The sequence below is a fragment of the Paenibacillus lacisediminis genome, from assembly GCF_046567315.2.
On sequence record NZ_JBKIAX020000003.1, the window covers coordinates 399630 to 419611 of the forward strand.

The window sequence follows — 19982 nt, forward strand, 5'->3', positions numbered from 1 at the left end:
TGAATGGGCCTTATGAAAATCTTAAGAATTTCTCAAGCTGGAAGTCATAAATTTAGTTAGCGAATTTAGTAAAATAGTAGGATGTTGTGTTCTGTCTGAAAGGAGCTGAAAATCATGTGCGCTAAAGTTCTCGTTGTTGACGATGAACATGAAATAGCGGATTTAATAGAAGTGTATCTGCGCAATGAAAATTATGAAGTGTTCAAGTTTTACTCTGCAAAGGAGGCTCTTGCCTGCATTGAAACGACGGAGCTTGACCTGGCCATTCTGGACATTATGCTGCCGGACATCAATGGCTTTACGCTTTGCCGGAAAATACGGGAACAGCATACCTATCCCATCATTATGCTGACGGCCAAAGATGAAGAGACGGATAAAATTACGGGGCTAACCTTGGGTGCCGACGACTACATCACAAAACCGTTCCGTCCGCTTGAGATGGTAGCGCGTGTAAAAGCACAGTTGCGGCGCTATAAAAAATACAACACGATGCAGTCTGCACCTGTCCCTGAGCCTGTAATCGTCCATTCAGGTTTGGTTATGGATGTAACCACGCATGAGTGCCTACTGAATGAACAACCTCTTGAACTGACGCCCACCGAGTTTTCCATTCTCCGCATTTTACTGGAGCGAAAGGGCAGAGTGGTGAGTGCCGAGGAACTTTTTTCCGAGATTTGGAAGGACGAGTATTACAGCAAAAGCAACAATACGATCACCGTCCATATCCGTCACTTGCGTGAAAAAATGGGCGACACTGTAGAAAAACCAAAGTATATCAAAACCGTATGGGGGGTCGGCTATAAAATTGAAAAGCAATAAGAAGGGCAATTATGCAATGCTGAAGCGAAAAGCTTTTTTACAAATGCTGCTGATTACGGTCATTGCTGTTTTTACCGTCCTTTTGATGCGGGATATTTTGCGGGGACAGATTGGAGATCGCATCGTTCAATTCCTGATTTATACTTTTAATCTGAACAACTCCGATGCACTGCTCATCTATCATTATGTATTTCGCAATAACTTAGATCTCATTCTGCTTCTTTTGACCCTGGTTTTTCTGGTCATTCTTTCTTGGTTCACGATCTCCTGGTTCACAAAACATTTTGATGAAATCAGCTCCGGCATGGATCGGCTTGTGGAAGATTCAGAGGATAGAATATCCCTCTCCCCGGAGATGGAATTCATGGAAAATCGTCTGAATACCATAAAGGACAAGTTGAAAAGGCAGAAGAAGGCTGCTCAGGAAGCGGAGCAACGCAAAAATGATTTGGTTGTTTATTTGGCCCACGACATCAGGACTCCGCTTACATCTGTAATTGGTTACTTGAGTTTATTGGGCGAGGCGCCCGATATGCCCGTGGAGCAGAGGACTAAATATACTCACATTACACTCGACAAAGCCTATCGCTTGGAGGAACAAATCAACGAGTTTTTTGAAATCACCCGGTACAACTTGCAGCAAATCAAGCTGGAAAAGGAAACGATCGACCTTTACTACATGCTTGTGCAAATGACAGACGAGTTTTATCCGATCCTCTCCGAAAAAGGAATTACCACCATACTTCGTGCCGACGAAAATTTGACCGTGTACGGCGACCCGGTGAAGCTGGCGCGGGTATTCAATAATATTTTGAAAAACGCGGCCGCATACAGCTACCCAAACACGGAAATCATTATTTCGGCAGAGGAAATAGAGGGGGATATAAAGATCGTTTTTCAAAATCAAGGCAATACCATTCCACCGGACAAGCTGGACGCTATTTTCGAGAAGTTTTATCGCTTGGATGAAGCGCGCACGGCGGGCACTGGCGGTTCCGGGTTAGGGTTGTCCATCGCCAAAGAAATCGTCACCCTGCACGGTGGAACCATTGTGGCCCAAAGCAAAGATAACACAGTTACCTTTACGGTCTCTTTACCTGTTACAGATTAGGAAAACCTCAATCTGATGTTAGGATTTTCTTAGGAATTAAACAACTCAATATTAAAATACGGCCTGTCCGCTTTTGATAACATGGTTTTATCACAGCAGACAGGTTTTTATTTTGCAAAAGAAAGGTTGACACCATGGAGAAAACAGGGATCACGATTTACGGATGTGAAAAGAGCGAAGCGGATCTGTTCAGGAGGTATTCACCGCATTATGGTGTTGCACCGACGATCATTGAGTCAGCGGTATCCGCCGAAAACGCCGCGTTGGCATCAGGCAATTGCTGTATAAGCGTTAACCATAAAACGAAAGTAGGGCCTTCCACTCTTCGCGCCCTCAAAGAAAACGGCGTCGCTTATATATCCACAAGAAGCATAGGCTGCAACCACATTGACATGGAAGCGGCTGAAAAGCTTGGCATTACTATTGGTAATGTAGCTTATTCGCCGGCCAGCGTAGCAGATTATACTTTGATGTTAATACTCATGTCTTTACGAAATGCAAAGTCGGTTTTATGCAGAGCAGACGTCCATGATTACAACCTTTGCGCTGTACCGGGACGGGAACTGCGCGACATGACGGTGGGGGTATTGGGGACAGGCCGCATCGGGCAGGCGGTGATTGATCGGCTAAACGGCTTCGGGTGCCGCATACTGGCTTACAACTTGTATCCGCAAGCTAAGGCCGAATATGTTACTCTGGACGAACTGCTGCGGCAAAGTGATATCCTGACGCTTCATATGCCGCTCAACGCCGATACTTACCATATCCTTGACCGGAAGCGAATCAAAAGCGTGAAACACGGGGCATTTGTGATTAACACCGCACGCGGATCTCTTATTGACACAGAGGCGCTGATCTGGGCTCTGGAAAATGGGAGGCTGGGGGGCGCCGCATTGGACGTCATTGAAGACGAAGAAGGTTTATTCTATCACGACCGTACAAACAAGCCGGTCAATAATCAATTTCTGCCGCGGCTGCAAAAATTGCCGAATGTGATGATTACGCCGCATACCGCTTTTTACACAGATCACGCGCTGCAAGATATCGTAGAGAACACGATTCAGAATTGCTTAGAATTCGAAAGGGGAACAAGATAGATGAACAAGCTCAAGATTGCCGTTTTATTCGGAGGCTGCTCAGAAGAACATGATGTCTCCATAAAATCCGCACAGGAGATCGCCAGAAACCTTGACCCAGAGAAATTTGATCCGCTTTACATCGGGATAACCAAAGCCGGTGAATGGAAGCTCTGCGATTATCCCGATGCGAATTGGGAAAGCGGAAATTGTCTTCCCGCCATTTTGTCGCCGGACAGAAATGTCCACGGATTAATTGTGTTGGAGCAGGGAGAATACAAGATCATCCGCCTGGATATCGTGTTTCCTGTGTTGCATGGAAAAATGGGAGAGGACGGCGCAATGCAAGGACTGTTGGAGCTTTCCGGCATTCCCTATGCAGGCTGCGATATCCAGAGCTCAGCGCTGTGCATGGACAAGTCTTTGGCTTATGTGATCGTAAGAAACGCAGGAATCGCTACGCCTGATTTTTTGGCATTCAACAAAGGTGACATGCCGGACGCGGAGCAACTTGTTTATCCTGTCTTTGTTAAACCAGCCCGTTCCGGATCGTCTTTTGGTGTCAGAAAGGTATGCCATATGGACGAATTGCCGGAAGCCATTGAAAGCGCAAGCCAATATGATTCAAAAATTCTGATTGAGCAAATGATTTCCGGCAGCGAGGTAGGCTGCGCAGTGCTTGGAACCGGTAACGACTTATTTGTTGGTGAAGTGGATCAAATCCAGTTGTCCCATGGCTTCTTCCGCATCCATCAGGAGAAAAATCCGGAGAACGGTTCCGAAAACTCTACGATCAAGGTTCCGGCCGATCTTTCAGATCAGGATAAGAAACGGGTACAAGAAACAGCGAAGCTGGTTTATCGGGCTTTGGGCTGCAGTGGGCTTGCTCGTGTGGATATGTTTCTACAGGAAGACGGGCAAGTCGTGCTCAATGAAGTCAACACGATGCCTGGTTGCACCTCATACAGCCGCTATCCAAGAATGATGGCCGCCGCCGGTTTAACGCTTGCCGATGTGATTGAACGCGTGGTTGCATTAGCGATGGAGGGATAAGAATATGGAAAAAGGATTTGTGTTCCTTGATGAAGTTCTCCCCGGGATTCGTTGGGATGCTAAGTATGCCACATGGGACAATTTCACCGGAAAACCGGTCGATGGTTATGAAGTCAATCGTATTGTTGGCACCCACGAATTGGCTGCCGCGCTGCATGTGGCACAGGAGCAGGCGGCTGTCCTTGGGTATGGCTTGCTTCTCTGGGACGGTTATCGTCCGCAACGCGCTGTGGATCGCTTTCTAACGTGGTCTGAAGAGCCGGAAGATGGGCGTACAAAATCAAAACATTATCCTAATATCAACCGTTCCGAAATGATTCAGCAGGGTTACGTAGCGACTCAATCGGGTCATAGCCGCGGTAGTGCAATTGATCTGACTCTTTATCGGTTAGATACAGACGCGCTTGTTCCGATGGGCGGTGATTTTGATCTGATGGATGTCATTTCCCATCACGAAGCGAAGGGAATCACTAAAGCTGAAGCTAAAAACCGCCGGTTATTGCGTTCTATCATGGAGTCCAGCGGCTTTAGCTCTTATGAGTATGAATGGTGGCATTATACATTGAAAAATGAGCCATATCCCAATACCTATTTTGATTTTCCTATATCACTGGCCAGGAAATCTAATATCATTCACCTTGAAGCACACCATTGAACCACACGGATTTGATTGACAAGGAATCCGAGATATTGGTTGTCGGATCACCGTTTAAGAGAATAAAGTCAGCGCGCGCACCTTCGATAATGCGGCCACGATCGTGAAGACCGAAGCGGCGCGCCGGTTTCGAGGTAGCCGCTTGAAGCGCTTCGATTGGAGTGAAGCCTGCCTTGATCAGCAGTTGCAGCTCATGGTGAACGCTGGCACCATGGGCAAGACCGCCAAGGTTCGGAACAGGCACGGGGGATACATCTGTACCTACCAGAATATCCACACCAGCTCTGTGAAGATCCATGACATTTTTTAAGCTGTTCTCCATATCACCTTGGGGATACGTATTAAAGCTGGAGTTCAGAATATCGATCCAATCCGGACTTAATTTGGAATACACCCGAGGGTCGCTTGCCAATTCTCGTGCCGGCTGTCCTAGAATAGATGAATTCAATACCAAGCAAGGCGTAACGAACGTGAAGCCGGGTCTATCGATAAACAAATGGGCCAATCCGTCGACTCCCAGATCGATAGCCGTTTGCGAAGATCGAGCCGTCAAAACATGAGCAAGCACCATTCAAAAAAGGTGGAGGATGAGATCATTCAGGTCCTTACCGACGAAGAAAAGCAAATCTTAAAGAAATTATTGATCAAAATTAATGAGCACATATAAAAAGTAGTTGACACCTCTGCTACTCGGTAATACAATGTACATGTAATAAGTAATACTTAATAGCGTGATTTTCCAAAAGCTATTAAGTTAAATTTTTCCCTGGTACTATGTAATACTGATTATTAGTCAGACTAAATAGAGGAGGGGCAAAATCGAGGAGGTTTTTGAACATGGAAAATTTAACTGAAATGCTGAAAGGTTCGTTGGAAGGCTGCGTGCTGGAAATCATCAGCCGCCGTGAAACCTATGGCTACGAGATTACCCGCCGCCTGAACGAGCTTGGGTTTACCGAAGTTGTGGAAGGGACGGTCTACACTATCCTCGTGCGGCTAGAAAAGAAAAAACTGGTGAACATCGAAAAGAAGCCGTCCGATATGGGGCCGCCCCGCAAGTTTTACTCACTTAATGAGGCTGGCCGCCAGGAACTTGATTTGTTTTGGAAAAAGTGGGATTTTGTATCATCAAAAATCAACATTTTGAAGTCAAACTAGCTTCACAAGATATTCCGCACCTAAAAAAGGAGGAAACATAACATGATGGAAATGTTCAAAAAATTGATTGGTGAAAAAAAAGAGTACAAAATGATGATGGCACGGGTTGAAGCTCTGCCGGAGGACTACCAGTATGTATTTAAGAAAATTCAAAACTACATGTGGAATTTCTCCGCGGGCAACGGGATGGATATGCTGCACATGCAGTATGAATTAATCGAGTTGTTCGAAGCCGGTGCGGCGGAAGGCAGACAAGTTCTGGAAATCACCGGGGAAGACGTGGCATCCTTCGCCGACGAACTCGTCGCAAATGCTAAAACCTATGTCGCCAAGTATCGTGAAGATTTGAATCAGAGTATCATGAAGCGATTGGGAAAAAAATAAATTCAGACATGTAACACAAACTGTTCAATAGGCAACACCAACTGATTAGCTGGTTACAAATGTAAATTGCCGCCTTGCTATTCAGTTATATTTTTAGTCCAGTACTAAGTTATACAGATTATCAGTCAGACTAAATAGCAGAAGATAGGCACTTTTTATAAGGAGGAAAAATGATGAGCCATGCAGCGATTTCTGTAAAAGGGTTAAAAAAATCCTTTAAAGACAAGGAAGTCTTAAAGGGGGTGGATTTTGAGGTGCGGCGTGGCGAAATTTTCGCGCTGCTGGGCTCAAATGGAGCGGGCAAGACGACAACGGTCAACATCCTCTCGACGTTGATGAAGCCCGATGGCGGCGAAGCAGGGATTTGCGGCTTTGACGTCCAGCGTCAACCGGATCATGTTCGCCAGAGCATCAGCCTGACAGGGCAGTTCGCAGCTTTAGACGGCATGCTCACCGGGCGGGAAAACCTGATGATGATCGCCAAGTTGCGGGGAGTTTCCAATCCTGCTCAAGTCGCCGACCATCTGCTTGCAAGATTCAGCCTGACCGATGCGGCGGGCCGCCGGGTAGACAAATATTCCGGGGGGATGAAGCGCCGGATTGACATCGCCATGAGTCTGATCGGGACGCCGGCCGTCATTTTTCTCGACGAACCGACGACAGGACTGGATCCCGAAGCGCGGATTGAAGTATGGGATACCGTCAAGGAGCTTGCCGGCAGCGGCACGACCATCTTGCTGACGACCCAATACCTGGAGGAAGCCGAACAACTGGCAGATCGTATCGCTATCCTGCATAACGGAAAAATCATCACGACCGGTACCCTTACCGAACTCAAAGAGATGTTCCCGCCGGCAAAAGTGGAGTACATTGAGAAGCAGCCGACCTTGGAGGAAATTTTCCTCGCGATCATCGGTAAAAAGGAGGAGATGTAAATGAAAAGCAAAACAGGCGTATTGCTTGGGCGTTTAATGCGCAACATCATGCGCAGCCCGGATACGATAATCACGGTGGCGATTACGCCAATTATGATGATGCTGCTGTTTGTCTACGTTTTTGGCGGCGCCATAGAGACAGGCACGGACAACTATGTCAATTATTTATTGCCGGGAATCTTGCTGATGGCTATCGCATCCGGCGTCGCTTACACTTCCGTGCGGCTGTTTACGGATGTAAAGAGCGGGCTGATGTCGCGTTTCATTACCATGCCCATCAAGCGCTCGTCGGTATTGTGGGCTCACGTGTTGACCTCGCTTGTTTCCAATGCGCTTACTGTTGTGGTAGTTATCCTCGTCGCACTCTTGATGGGTTTCCGTTCCAGCGCTAATATCCTGGATTGGCTCGCGGTAGCTGGGATCCTCGGGCTGTTTATGTTGGCGCTGACATGGCTGGCGGTCATTCCCGGCTTGACAGCGGGGTCTATGGAAGGGGCGACAGCCTTTTCGTACCCGCTGATTTTCCTGCCGTTTATCAGTTCGGCCTTTGTTCCCACCGAAACCATGCCGAAGGTTGTCCGTGCGTTCGCGGAGAACCAGCCCGTGACTTCAATCGTGAATGCGATTCGTGCCCTCTTGTATGAAGGGGCTGTTGGCAACGATATCTGGATCGCGCTTGTCTGGTGTGTCGGAATCATGCTCATCGCTTACTTCTTCGCCAGTAAAGCATTTAAACGCCAGTTGGGGTAAATACATCAAAACGCTAAGCCTTCGGATGTGGCCGGCTTCAATTCCATTACTTTTTGCGCAGCTTTCCGGTATCGTGTTAATGTTGGAGTGGCCACATCTTCAAGCTGAAAGAGGTGTTGACAATGCAAACTATCCTTCTTCTGAATCTCCTAGCAACACTCGCTTCAGCAGTGAATTGCGGCGGGGAAGAGGGATTGGGGTATGATGATAGGCGCATCTGCGGGAGTGATTGTGCATCTCCTTTGTGGAATTACCATCAGGTAGATGTTTTCAAGGAGGTAAAACATGGATTACACTTCACCGATTGAAGCAGCGTTAAAGGTGAAACGGTGGCCTAAACATACCATCGCGGCGGGGCGTCGTCATACCGTTGGTCTTAAATCAGACGGCACGGTGACAGCTGTGGGTGATAATAAATATGGCCAATGTGATGTTAGCGGCTGGCGCGTGGCGTCCATTTGCCAATCGTTGCAACATAAGGAAGTGGTAGAACGTTAATTTACTGTACACATCGAATACCAGACCCGTAGGGTCAAGGTCGAAAGGAGCGATCATATTGAAGAATCGGTATCCCTTTTGGATAAGCATTCCGATTGTCGTCTTGGTTTTCATACTTTCCGCTTGTACAGGAGAAACAGAGCCTTCCGCTCCCCCGGAAGCAGCAGCGCCAGAAGCTGAATCGGCTCCACCTCCTACATCCGAGCAGGAGCCAGCCGTAGAGGCAACTCGTCCAGAAACCAAGAGCTTTGATTTGTTGACAGCTGAGGGAAATCAGTCATTGGAGGCGGTCCTGCATCAGGGGGAAGGGTTTTCCTTGTATGTCTTTGAGAAATTTGCATTTGATGCTGCTGCGGGCCGCTTATCGTTAAGCAGCAATCCGGATTATTATGTGGACATTGAACCGCTGCCTTCCGATTATGATTTGACTCAGCTTGCAGCTGCGGGTAAGGAAGAGTTGGGTCCAGTCGGAGAGGTGTCCGATTACAGCGGTGAGTTGGTTGAACATCCGCTTGGTTCCGCGGAACTCTACCTTCAAGCTTCCGGAGCGGAAGGTATAAGCGATTATATAGTGTGGACATCAGAACCAGGGGACGCTTTTCTGTTCCGCCTTCATAATCCCAAAGGCGAGGACGCTTCCGATTTCGCCGGACCGGTTCTTATTTCACTATCTACCGTACAAAGCGATAAGTAATTGGGGAAAGCCACCATCCGCTGCGATCAACTGCAAAAGTGCATTCTATTTTCCGCAAATCACCATTTTAGAGCGATTGAAATGCAAAAATACATCTCATTTAGGGCTATACGATAAAAAAGCAGCTTTTGCCGGAAATGAACTGCACTTTTGCATTTGAACCACCTGTTTAGAGGAGTTTCGACAAAAACCGCCTGCACTTTTGCATCTCGCGAGGATTCCCCCCCTCTTCCTAGCGGCTTCAAGCCCCGCGTTCCATCCCCGTTAACCCGGCCGGGCCTCCAGCTAGCGGGAAGATCCGCCTACCATGCTTTTTTTGACAAAAGATAAAGGAAATAGGGGGCCCCGATAAACGCAACCATGATTCCGGCTGCGGTACCGTCCGGCTGAGTTAAGTTGCGGCCAATCGTATCTGCCAGAAGCAGCAGCCAGCCTCCGATTAGAATGGACACCGGCACAAATTGCTGATGACGTGCTCCAACCAAAGCTCTGGCAATATGCGGAGCCATCAGGCCGATAAACGCGATGCCGCCTGTCATGGAAACGGCCGAGGCCGCCAGCGCAACTGCCGCCAGCATCAGAAGGATACGGTCTCTTTGAACCGCCATGCCGGCACCGATAGCGCTGTGCTCGTTTAATGCAAGCAAATTCAGCGCACTGGATTTGAATAGCACATAGGGGACCAGAATGAGCAGCCAAGGAAGCAGGGCCAGGGTGAAAGGCCAATCTGTTCCCCACACGTTGCCGGCAAGCCATTTGGAGATAAAATCCACTTTGGTTCGGTCAACGGAAGAGATGAGCACGATCATCATACCGGAGAGGGCCATGGAGAAACCGACGCCAGTGATAATCAGCCTGATCGGCTGCACCCCATTGCTACGGGTGTACGAGAATGCATAGATCAGTACAGCCGTTACCAGAGCCCCGGCGAATGCCATAAGCGGAATCATGTACACGAAGGATGCGACATCGATTGGCGCAAAGATGAAAAATACGGTAACTCCGACGCCAGCTCCAGAATTAATGCCTACGATTCCCGGATCTGCCAGCTCATTGCGGGTGATTCCCTGCAGAATGGCACCGGATAACGCAAGCGCCATACCCGCCAGCAGCGTAATTAGTATCCGGGGCAGGCGGATGGAGAAGAGCACAAAATGATCTTCGAACGATCCGTGCCCAAGGATTGTCGGAATCAGCCTGCCATACGATACAGGGGAAGATCCGATACCTATACCGGCTACGATGGTGCCCAGGATAAGAAGCACGAGGAGCGAAATGACAAACGGTTGTTTATGATACAGACGGGATGTTTTCATGAGAACGATCGCACTCCTTTGCGGACAATGAACAGGAAGAATGGCAAGCCCAGCACGGCCACGATAGCTGCAACCGGCGTTTCAAACGGGACGTTAATCATCCGCCCGAGCGTATCTGCGAACAACATGAAACTACCGCCAACGATCGCGGACAATGGCAGAATGGTACGGTAATCGGTCCCGGCAAACGCCCGCACGAGATGCGGAATCATCAGGCCGATAAACGCAATGTTACCAACAAGGGCAACCGCAGCACCTGCCAAAAGTGTGATCAACACGTAAAGCGCAATCTTGACATGAGTGATCTTAAGCCCAAGACCCACGGCTGTTCCTTCGTTCAGGCTAAGGATCGTCAGCTGCCGGGACAGCACAATAGAAATGACGAGGCAAATGATAATAACCGGGGCTATTGCTGCAATTTGCCCCCAGGTCGTGCCGATCAGTCCGCCGGACGTCCACATCGATACATTTTTGGAGAGCTTAAATTGAAGGCTGATTCCTTCGGCCACTGCCGTCAGCAGAGCCGATACTGCAGAACCGGCTAACACCATATGCAGGGGAGACATGTTTTGTTTCCGAAGAGCAGCAATACCGAATACAAGCATAAAGCCAACAGTTGCGCCAATAAAACAGGCAATCATCGTTCCGAAATAACCGATGGCAGGTATAAAAGCAAAAGTAACCGCAAGTGCAGCGTTTGCCCCAGCAGTTAGACCGAGTAGTCCGGGGTCGGCGAGCGGGTTTCGGGTTAGAACCTGCATAATCGCCCCGGCAACCGCAAGTGCAGCCCCTACCAGAACGCCGCCGACTTCCCGGGGTAAACGGAGCTCGCGGATGATGGAAATATCGCCACCTGTCAAAAGCGGGTTAAACATGGCGCTCCATATGTCGGAGAGGGAAACATTTTTGGCGCCAAGCCTAATCGCTAGTGCGAACATGACAACAAACACAACCAAGCTGACAAGCAGCTTAAGCGCAAAAGCAGAGTTTATCAGCTTTTGCGGGGACAGTTTCTTCATTTCGATCATCCGTTCCTTAATTTCCCAGCAACGACTTGGAAATAAAATCAAGCTGATAGTCAAGAGAAAGGGCATCGTTAAAATAGAACGTTGAGGCGTCTACTTCATAGACATGGTTATTTTTAACGGCCGGGATCTCCTTGTAAGTTGAAGTCTCCTGGAAGGAGGCATCACCGGCGGATTCTTTACTATAGATGACATAATCACCCATATAATCCGGCAGGATTTCTAATGACAAATTGTAATATCCGTCTTTTGCCGTCATTTCTTTAACCTTATCCGGCATTTTCAGCCCCATGGCCTGATAGATGATTTCCGTACCGCGTCCCCAGCTACTACCGAAGGTATACAGATTCTTGGAATCGCCTTCTATAACGGATATTGTACTGTCAGCACCAATCTTAGCTTTGATTTCTTCACCTGCTGTTTGGGCACGTTTCTTGAAATCGGCAATCCAGTCAGCTGCTTTCTGTTCCTGGTTAACGGCCTTGCCGATCTCCAGAATTTGAGTCAGATAGTCCACCTTGTTGTATGTATAGGTAACTAGCGGTGCGATTTGCTTCAGCTTGTCCGCGTTCTTGACATCTGACATGGCGATGATCAAGTCGGGTTTAAGGTTCAGGATGCTTTCAACATTCTCATCGGACACTTCGGCGACGTTCTTCAATGGATCCTGGAATTTAGGATTTGCTTTGGTCCAGGCATCCACACCAACAAGGGGGATATCAAGTGCTAGCAGGTTGCCTGCATATCCGGAAAGGACCACAACACGCTGAGGGTTGGCAGGGACCTCAATCGGTCCGCTTTCGGATTGATAAGCAATGGTATCGGAGCCGCTGGTATTAGCGCTTGAGCTAGCTTCCGAAGCCTTGCCGGTTGTGCCGGAGTTATTGTTTGCATGGTTGCCGCAGGCACTTATAACCAGGATGGTAAGGACAAATAGAGGTAACAACAATTTCTTCATTTCTAGTACTCTCCCTTTCCACTACACTAAATGTGATATTGATAATCATTATCATTAAAAGACCGCTGAGAAAACTTTAAAGGTTTATAGCTCGTTTGTCAACAGTTAAAATGTATCCCTGAAGAGTGGGCTTGCCCCACTCCTTTCTTTTTGAGCAGGGATTATAATCCATCTTGACAGTGAAAAGTTTTAATGGAGGGAGGGCTTGATCGTCAGGAAGTGGAGCTGCTAGCTGAATAATCTTGAGGAGGTATTTTTTATGCTTACCATTACAAGAAAAGCAGTTAGTTTGTTGGTAGTGCTTGCCGTCATGATCACAGGATTTTTACCCCAAACTGCTGGTGCGACCGAGATGGATGCTGATTCTGAATCTTTGGCACAGACCGCCGGTGCTCCGGCCACGATCCAAAATTACCCGATGCCATCCATCTATACCGCATCCAGTGTGTTTACATTGAAAGCGGATAACGAAACGATTCCTGTTATTAAGTATCTGGATGACTATGACTACGCTCAATTTTCTTTTTCCGGCACGGTCAAGATCGAAGTTACTGCCAATGCGCCGATTACCTCTTATTCCATCAGTCCACAGGCCAAAAACATCAAGGGTACGGTCACCGGAAACAAGCTGACGTTTTCGCTTTCTTCCTCAACCTATGTGATCGTGAAAATCAATGACTGGAAGAAGAAGATGGTCATCGCAGCAGATCCCTTGGAGACGGATATCCCCCCGTCCACAGGTGCCGGGATCTATAATGTGACAGGGTCGCCATACAACGCGGATAACACGGGGGCACGGATGGCATCGGATGCGATTCAGCGGGCGATCGATGATGCTCATCAAGCGGGCGGCGGCGTTGTATTTGTTCCGGCCGGTGTCTATAAAAGCGGGAATCTGACATTAAAAAGCAATGTGACCTTTTACCTGGCCGGAGGCGCCGTCATTGTCGGCACAGGCAAGGGGGAAGACTACGCGATTGATTTTCGCAAGGATTCACGAAATGCCGATGGAACGTATTTCATTCGTACTGCCATAAACTCCAGCAATATTACCATACGGGGACGGGGAACCATTGACGGCAAAGGCATCGCAATGCGGGAGCGCAAGATGCCGGCGCCGCATAAAAATGAAGGGTTTCTGAACAACCTGCTCGTGCCGATCGCAACCACAAATTTTACGTTTGACGGTTTAATATTGCGGGATGCCGGTTTCTGGTCGTTTATGGTGGTTCGTTCCGATCATGTGACCATCAAAAATCTTAAGGGATTCCAGGATTTATACAAAATTGAAAATGACGTGATCGATATTAATGAAAGTCAGCACGTGCTTGTCAAACATGCCATTGCCATATCGGATGACGACACTTACTCCACCAAAACCTGGCTGCAGACGGGGATGTCCAAAGGGTGGCCGGGCGCGCTTGAACATTTGGAGGATGTGGTCTTTGATGACGCATTGGCCTGGACAAGATGCGCGGCATTCAAGATTGGCATGGGCGTAGCCCAGCCACAGATCGGTGTCACGATCCGGAACTCGTATGTGTTTCAAAGCGCCCGGGCGTTGCTCATTGATCATGGCTACCAATACAACACGCTTCCGGAGGAAGGTTACGCCCAAGATATTACGTTTGAAAATATCGATATCGAACGCGTTGGCATCAATCAATTCGGGAACTATTGGCTTGGGGTTTCCACCAGCACTTCCGGCGACGTAAGCAATGTGATCTTAAAGAACGTCAATGTTCGCGAGACGGGATCGCAGAAATCCAGGCTTGCCGGAAATGCCACCAAAGGCGGCATGGTTAACGGCGTCACGTTCACAGATATTTATGTTGGAGGCAAGCTCGCAACAAGCCTGAACGATTTGAATGCCACCGCCAACAATAATGTAAACGGTATCATTTTTGCCAATTCCAATGCCAAGCCGCCATTGTTCAGCGACAATTTCGAAGACGGAAATACGACGGGATGGACATCTGTTACCGGCGGCTGGAATGTACCTGCAGACGGCACGAATAAAGTGCTGTCCAGCGGGGGCCAGACAACTACATCCCTGATTACCGCTAATAGCGGCGGTTTATGGACGGATTACACGTATGAAGCCAGAATGAAAATGCCCATCACCGATGCAAATGCAGGTATGGTCTTCAGGGTGAAGGATGCCAATAATTATTATATGTATCGCATCAATTCATCGAATCAGAAGCTGGAGTTGTACAAATCCGTGAACGGAAAACTGACGGCTGTAACCAGTACCCCGTTCACAGCCAAGGAGAAGCAGTGGTACACGGTGAAGGCGGTTATCCAAGGTAACAAGATTGCCTGTTATGTGGACGGAGAATTAAAGATGGAATGGACCAATCCGGTCACCGAATTGACAGCAGGCGGGATCGGATTCCGGACCACCTCGGCGGGCGTCCATTTTGACGATGCTTTGGTGCTGGCGCCTGCCCCGATTTAGTGTAGCGTCGTAAATGGATCATACGAAGGAGCTGCCCCTAAAGCCATGAAATGGCTTGGGACAGCTTCGTTTTTTTAATATATTGTCGAATAGGGGGTAGCAGTGAAATAATCAAAGGGATAGAGATTTTTAACGGAAGGCGTGAAAAGCTTGGACTACCTCCGCAGGCAATCGTTCCGCAGCAAACTCAAAGTCGCATTTCTGGCCGTCATCGTGCTCTCCGTGCTGATGACCGGCGGGCTGTCTTATTATATTTCGGCCGCCACCCTGGAAAAGAACGCGCTGAAGCTCACACAGGACACGGTGGTCAGGTCCGCGCAGATCGTGGATGAGAAGCTGAACAAGCTGATGCTGATAATGATGACATTCATGATCAGCCAGCCTTTTCACGACATGCTGAAGGATGCCGCCTCCGGGGACACCAGCAGATATTACACGCATCTGAACGATCTTGACAACGTTTTCTCACAGGCGCGGATCGCCGAGCCGCTGATACAGTCCATCTACGTTTCGACGCCGATTGGCGAGTTCTACCCTTCGTCCATGAACCGCAACCGGCTTACCGCGTTTGAGGATACCTTTCTGTACGACCGCATCGAACAGGAGAAAAAGAACCTCTGGGTGGAGGGCCATGAGGATATGCTCTTCTCTGGCAGGGACCGCGTCATCTCGCTGATTCTGGAGCCGATTTTTGACATTCCGGTCAGCGATGTCTATATTGTCGTGAATATCCGCGAGGACGGCTTTCGCAAGCTGGTGCAGGGAGACACCGGGACAGGGGCGTCCAGCTTTTTGTTGAACGCTAAAGGCGAGACAGTCTACCCTGTGAAGGAGACGCTGGTTCGGCAGGCGGTGGACTCAGGGAATCTGCGGGAGTTGATGAACCGCCCGGAAGGCAGCCAATCCTTTGAACTGGACGGCAAAGCTTATTTGCTCAATTATGCCCGGCTCGGCATTGCGGATTGGACAATGACCACCATCCAGTCTCAGGCCGGCGTGCTGAAGGACATGGTATATGTGAAATGGCTGATCGCCGGGGTTGCTCTGGCGGCTTTTATCGTAACAACGCTGATTTCCGGCGCGTTTACGCGCTATCTGCTAAAGCCGCTGCAAGGGCTGCTGAAGGTGATGAAGCGGGTGGAGAACAATGATTTGTCCGCCCGTTTTGCGAGCGGCAGCGGAGATGAGCTGGCCCAGGTGGGCTTCCGGTTCAACCGGATGCTGGAGCAGATTGTGGTGTTGATTGAAGAGGTCACGGAGGCACAGACACATAAGCGGTCTGCGGAGATCAAGGCGCTGTCGGCGCAGATGGATCCGCATTTTCTGTATAACACTCTGAACACCATATACTGGAAGCTGAATTTGAAGCAGGTCGGGCCTTCGCAAAAAATGGTCATGTCGCTCTCCCGGCTGTTCCAGCTTGGGCTGAACAATGGCCAGGAAATTACGACACTGTCGAAAGAGCTGGAGCATGTGCGCCAGTATCTGGAGCTGCAGTCAAGCTGCTATGAAGGGTTGTTCTCCTATGAGATTTATGTTCGCGAGCCGGAGCTGTCCACGCTTTCGATTCCGCGCATCATTTTGCAGCCGCTGGTGGAGAACAGCATTCTGCATGGTTTTCGCGACCTGGAGAACGGCGGCCGGATCGAGATTGAAATTGCCGGAGACGGGGACAGGGACGGGGAACGCTGGACGCTTGCCGTACGCGATAACGGCAGCGGCATGGACGAGACCCAAGTGCGCGCACTCTTTTGGCGGGAATCGGATAAGGGGTACGCCGTATCCAATCTAATCCGGAGGCTTCAGCTCTATTACGGGGAAGGTGCGGAATTTCATGTGGACAGTGCGCCGGAACGCGGAACAGAAATACGGATTTCTTTACCTAGGAAGGGGGAGCATGCGGATGAGCAATCCTGAGGCGGTCAGTCTCTGCATTATCGACGATATCAAAAGCGTGGTGGACGGGCTGACCGCGATGAACTGGGAAGAACAGGGGATTCGGGTCGCAGGGGTATCGAACAATGGGGAAGAGGGGCTTAAGCTGATTGGTGGGGTGCGGCCGGATATGGTCATTACCGATATACGGATGCCGAAAATGGACGGACTGAGCTTGCTGCGCGCGGTTCTGGAAGAGAATCGCAGTTGCAAGGTCATTTTGATCAGCGGTTATGCCGACTTTGAATATGCGCAGCAGGCGGTGCAGCTGGGTGCGTTTGATTTTGTGGTGAAGCCTTTTTCAGAGGAAGAGATCATGTCGACGGTGCTGCGGGCCAAGGCGGAGATTATGGAAGAGAGGTCCAAGCGCCTAAGTCTATGGGAAATGGAAAATAAGCTCCGCGAGAGTATGCCGGTGCTGCGGCAGGAATACTTTGCACTGCTCGTGAGCCACCGTACCTCATGGGAAGAGGCTTCGAGGCGGTGGGATTTTCTGAATATTGAGCTAGAGCCTCAGGGCTTCGTCGTGATGCTGATTGAAATCGACCGTTTCCAGGAGCAGGTTGCCGAGCTGTCCATTCGGGAGATGGAGCTGATCCGTTTCTCACTGCTGAATATCGTACAAGAGACACTGGCCGATCATGCGCGTTGCCTCGTTTTCCGCGCCCGTCATGACCGGTACCTGGCCGTACTGAATGATACAAGTGTGTCCCGTCCGTTCAGTCCGATCGAAATTGCCGAGCAGTGCTGCCGGAATATTGAGCGGTATACCAAGTTTACGATTTCGATCGGGGTCGGCGGCAGAGTGGAGGAGATCAGCGAGCTGCCGGATTCCTACCGCCAGGCACATCGGGCGCTCTCCCATCACCTGTTCACCGAAGGCAATGCGGCCATTATGTACGACGATATTCACCAGAGCGGAAGTCAGGAGCCGCTGGCGCTGGAGTACAAGGATGAGCTGCTGCTGGCCCTTCGTTCCGGGAATGTCAGCCGGACGGGCGCCATTCTGTCCGCGATTTCGGAAACGCTGCAGAGCTTGATATCCCGGCAAAATCCGGATTACCTCCTCAGTCTGTACGATGAGCTGGCCGCTTCAGCCATTCGCACCTTTTACGAGATGGTTCCGTATCCGGACATTCAGCCGCTGATCCAGCGATTCCGGGCGGTGCAAGGGACAGCGGGGCTGTCGCTTTCGTCCCTGCAGCATCAGTTGCTGGCCTTGTGCACGGAGGGAGCCGGACTGGTGCGCCAGAACAGCTTATCCGAAGGGCAGAGGGTGATTTATGAAGCCACCCGCTATATCAAAGGCCGCTTGTCCGAGGATATCACCGTCGGCGAATGCGCCGCCCATGTTCATCTCAGCGCCAGCTACTTTTCCAGTCTGTTCAAGAAGGTGACCGGGATGACGGTCACCCAGTATATGACCTCGGAACGCATCCAGAAAGCGAAACTGCTGTTGGTGGAGGGGGCGCAGGTGCAGGAGGTGGCTTCGGCTGTAGGTTATGAGGAGCGCCGATATTTCAGCGAGATGTTCAAGAAGATCACCGGCCAGACGCCGTCGGAGTTCAGGGCGAGCTATCACCCGGACCGGCCGGAGGCGTGAGCGTGTGCGGCGGGAGACCGTAGAATTTTGTCCCTGGAGAGTGAGTCTGCCGCACTCCTTTTCCGCGGACGAGGACCTATAATAAAAGGCGAGCTCACAATACAAATGCTAATCAAAGGGGTAGAATGTATGCGAAAAAAATGGTTAGGTCTCGGCTTGAGCCTCATCCTGGCCGCCGGAATCGCAGGCTGCGGCGGGAACGGCAGCAACAACGGCAATGGCGGTGCGGCGAATGGAAAATCCGACGGCAGCACAGGGGCTCCCTCAGCCGAGACGGGCGCACCCATACAGTTGAAATATTGGACTGACGACCGTCACGACCAGGAGTATATCAAGGAATTGATCAACAAGTTTAATGAAACGAACGGCGACAATATTCAGGTGGAATTGACCGTGATGTCCGAGAATTACACGCAAAGCGTCGACATTGCCTTTTCCAGCAACCAGGCGCCGGATGTGCTGCGCCTCAAGAGCGCAAATACGTCCGAGTTTGTCAAAAAAGGGTATCTGGCGCCGCTTGACGATTATCTTACCGATGACATGAAAACGAAATTCGGCAGCCTGTTGATCGACAATGTCAACCGTTTTGATGGTAAGGTCTACTCTTTGGCTAATACCGGCCTCACCATGCGTCTGGTCTACAACAAGGATCTCTTTGCCAAAGCGGGCATCGAGAAGCCTCCGGTATCGCTCCGGGAAATGGTGGACGATGCCAAGAAAATCACCGAAGCCGGCAAGTCCGAAGGCATCTACGGCTTCGCGCTGAACTTCAAAAATCCCAAGCAGGCATTTGACCGTTCCATCCGGGAGATTCTCTCCTTGAGCGGCTATCAGGGACTGGGCTTTGATCCGAAAACAGGCCAATTCGATTTCGCGCCTTACGCGCAGGTCATCGAATATTTCAAGCAGATGTATAAAGACGGAAGCATTCTGCCCGGCGCGGAATCGTTGGATATCGACCCGCTGCGCGCCCAATTCGCGGCAGGCAAAATCGGTATGTATCTTTCCTTCTCGACAGAGCCGGGCGTGTACAAGGATCAGTTCCCGACGGAAATCAACTGGGCGGGCGCCCTGGCCCCAACGCTGGACGGACAGATCAAGGGAACCTCCGAAATTGTGTCCGCCGGAACCTGGCTCGGCATCAGCGCCAGATCGGCCCATCAGGACGCAGCCTGGAAATTCGTGCAGTATATGTACGGCGACGAGGTTTTGAAGACCTATCATGAAAAAGGCTTCGGGATTGCCGTTGTGCCAAGTATTGTGAAACAGGCCAAAAATCCGGAAATCGGCGGGATGGAAGGCTTCCTGGTCGGAGAACACGACTCGCTCTGGCCCGCTGCGCCAAACGTTACTCCGGAAGGTTCCACCTATGCGGATGCTTACTTCAAATATATCCTCGACGGGGGAGATTTGAAAGCGGTCACAGCGGATTTGAACGCAAGATACAACGCCGCCTTGTCCAAAGCCGTGGAGAAAGGCGAGATTACCGTAACGCCGGATCCTGCTTTTGATCCAAGCAAACCGCAGGGAGAATAACGGGAAGGATGGGGC

At 50.0% G+C, this 19982-nt stretch carries 17 protein-coding genes and 2 pseudogenes; 15 read left to right on the forward strand and 4 right to left on the reverse strand.

Annotated features, from left to right (window positions below; genetic code table 11):
- Positions 1 to 114: 114 nt before the first annotated feature.
- The 5 genes from vanR (at position 115) to vanX (ending at position 4714) form a co-directional block, all read left to right on the forward strand.
- On the forward strand, positions 115 to 819 hold the full coding sequence (gene vanR, locus ACLD72_RS07965) for a VanR-ABDEGLN family response regulator transcription factor (protein WP_410998920.1): 705 nt from the start codon (positions 115 to 117) through the stop codon (positions 817 to 819).
- 16 nt (positions 820 to 835) lie between these two features.
- Entirely contained in the window at positions 836 to 1930 is a 1095-nt protein-coding gene (locus tag ACLD72_RS07970; protein WP_410999197.1) for a sensor histidine kinase, read from the forward strand.
- Positions 1931 to 2064: 134 nt separating this feature from the next.
- Positions 2065 to 3027 (forward strand): D-isomer specific 2-hydroxyacid dehydrogenase family protein, encoded by a 963-nt coding sequence (locus ACLD72_RS07975; RefSeq protein WP_410998922.1) that lies wholly within the window; start codon positions 2065 to 2067, stop codon positions 3025 to 3027.
- The gene (gene vanA / locus ACLD72_RS07980; RefSeq protein WP_410998924.1) at positions 3028 to 4059 is read left to right on the forward strand and encodes a D-alanine--(R)-lactate ligase; all 1032 of its coding nucleotides are present in this window, start codon (positions 3028 to 3030) and stop codon (positions 4057 to 4059) included.
- A gap of 4 nt (positions 4060 to 4063) precedes the next feature.
- Positions 4064 to 4714, forward strand: coding sequence for a D-Ala-D-Ala dipeptidase VanX (vanX, locus tag ACLD72_RS07985; RefSeq protein ID WP_410998926.1), 651 nt, complete (start codon positions 4064 to 4066; stop codon positions 4712 to 4714).
- Here the strand turns inward: vanX and ACLD72_RS07990 are convergent.
- Positions 4689 to 5285: pseudogene (locus tag ACLD72_RS07990) on the reverse strand (amidohydrolase family protein); the annotation flags it as partial. The gene vanX and the pseudogene ACLD72_RS07990 overlap by 26 nt on opposite strands.
- A gap of 266 nt (positions 5286 to 5551) precedes the next feature.
- Here ACLD72_RS07990 and ACLD72_RS07995 point away from each other — a divergent pair.
- The 6 genes and pseudogenes from ACLD72_RS07995 to ACLD72_RS08020 all read left to right on the forward strand — a co-directional run bounded on the left by ACLD72_RS07995 (position 5552) and on the right by ACLD72_RS08020 (position 9133).
- Complete coding sequence (locus ACLD72_RS07995; protein ID WP_410998928.1) at positions 5552 to 5872, forward strand: PadR family transcriptional regulator; 321 nt, start codon at positions 5552 to 5554, stop codon at positions 5870 to 5872.
- Between the two features lie 42 nt (positions 5873 to 5914).
- Positions 5915 to 6256, forward strand: a complete 342-nt coding sequence (locus tag ACLD72_RS08000) for a DUF1048 domain-containing protein (protein ID WP_410998930.1) — start codon at positions 5915 to 5917, stop codon at positions 6254 to 6256.
- Positions 6257 to 6429: 173 nt separating this feature from the next.
- On the forward strand, positions 6430 to 7191 hold the full coding sequence (locus tag ACLD72_RS08005) for an ABC transporter ATP-binding protein (protein WP_410999199.1): 762 nt from the start codon (positions 6430 to 6432) through the stop codon (positions 7189 to 7191).
- Positions 7192 to 7941, forward strand: a complete 750-nt coding sequence (locus tag ACLD72_RS08010) for an ABC transporter permease (RefSeq protein WP_410998932.1) — start codon at positions 7192 to 7194, stop codon at positions 7939 to 7941.
- Between the two features lie 285 nt (positions 7942 to 8226).
- Positions 8227 to 8388: pseudogene (locus tag ACLD72_RS08015) on the forward strand (RCC1-like domain-containing protein); the annotation flags it as partial.
- Positions 8389 to 8497: 109 nt separating this feature from the next.
- Positions 8498 to 9133, forward strand: coding sequence for a hypothetical protein (locus ACLD72_RS08020; RefSeq protein ID WP_410998934.1), 636 nt, complete (start codon positions 8498 to 8500; stop codon positions 9131 to 9133).
- 302 nt (positions 9134 to 9435) lie between these two features.
- Here the strand turns inward: ACLD72_RS08020 and ACLD72_RS08025 are convergent, their stop codons facing one another.
- Genes ACLD72_RS08025 through ACLD72_RS08035 form a run of 3 tightly spaced genes read right to left on the reverse strand, consistent with a single transcriptional unit; the run spans position 9436 to position 12432 of the window.
- Complete coding sequence (locus ACLD72_RS08025; protein ID WP_410998936.1) at positions 9436 to 10449, reverse strand: FecCD family ABC transporter permease; 1014 nt, start codon at positions 10447 to 10449, stop codon at positions 9436 to 9438.
- On the reverse strand, positions 10446 to 11468 hold the full coding sequence (locus ACLD72_RS08030) for a FecCD family ABC transporter permease (RefSeq protein WP_410998938.1): 1023 nt from the start codon (positions 11466 to 11468) through the stop codon (positions 10446 to 10448). Before ACLD72_RS08030 ends, ACLD72_RS08025 begins: the two co-directional genes overlap by 4 nt.
- A gap of 16 nt (positions 11469 to 11484) precedes the next feature.
- Positions 11485 to 12432, reverse strand: coding sequence for an iron-hydroxamate ABC transporter substrate-binding protein (locus ACLD72_RS08035; protein WP_410998940.1), 948 nt, complete (start codon positions 12430 to 12432; stop codon positions 11485 to 11487).
- A 259-nt stretch (positions 12433 to 12691) separates the two neighbouring features.
- Between ACLD72_RS08035 and ACLD72_RS08040 the strand changes: the two genes are divergently transcribed.
- From ACLD72_RS08040 to ACLD72_RS08055, 4 genes are all read left to right on the forward strand, one after another.
- Entirely contained in the window at positions 12692 to 14893 is a 2202-nt protein-coding gene (locus ACLD72_RS08040; RefSeq protein WP_410998942.1) for a family 16 glycoside hydrolase, read from the forward strand.
- 141 nt (positions 14894 to 15034) lie between these two features.
- Positions 15035 to 16810: a cache domain-containing sensor histidine kinase gene (locus ACLD72_RS08045; RefSeq protein ID WP_458475684.1), complete on the forward strand. Its 1776-nt coding sequence runs from the start codon at positions 15035 to 15037 to the stop codon at positions 16808 to 16810.
- Positions 16797 to 18431 carry a response regulator gene (locus ACLD72_RS08050; protein WP_410998946.1) on the forward strand — a complete coding sequence of 545 codons (1635 nt, stop codon included), beginning with the start codon at positions 16797 to 16799 and terminating at the stop codon, positions 18429 to 18431. The genes ACLD72_RS08045 and ACLD72_RS08050 overlap by 14 nt, the downstream gene beginning before the upstream one ends.
- A gap of 129 nt (positions 18432 to 18560) precedes the next feature.
- Positions 18561 to 19967, forward strand: coding sequence for an ABC transporter substrate-binding protein (locus ACLD72_RS08055; RefSeq protein ID WP_410998948.1), 1407 nt, complete (start codon positions 18561 to 18563; stop codon positions 19965 to 19967).
- Positions 19968 to 19982: the final 15 nt, after the last annotated feature.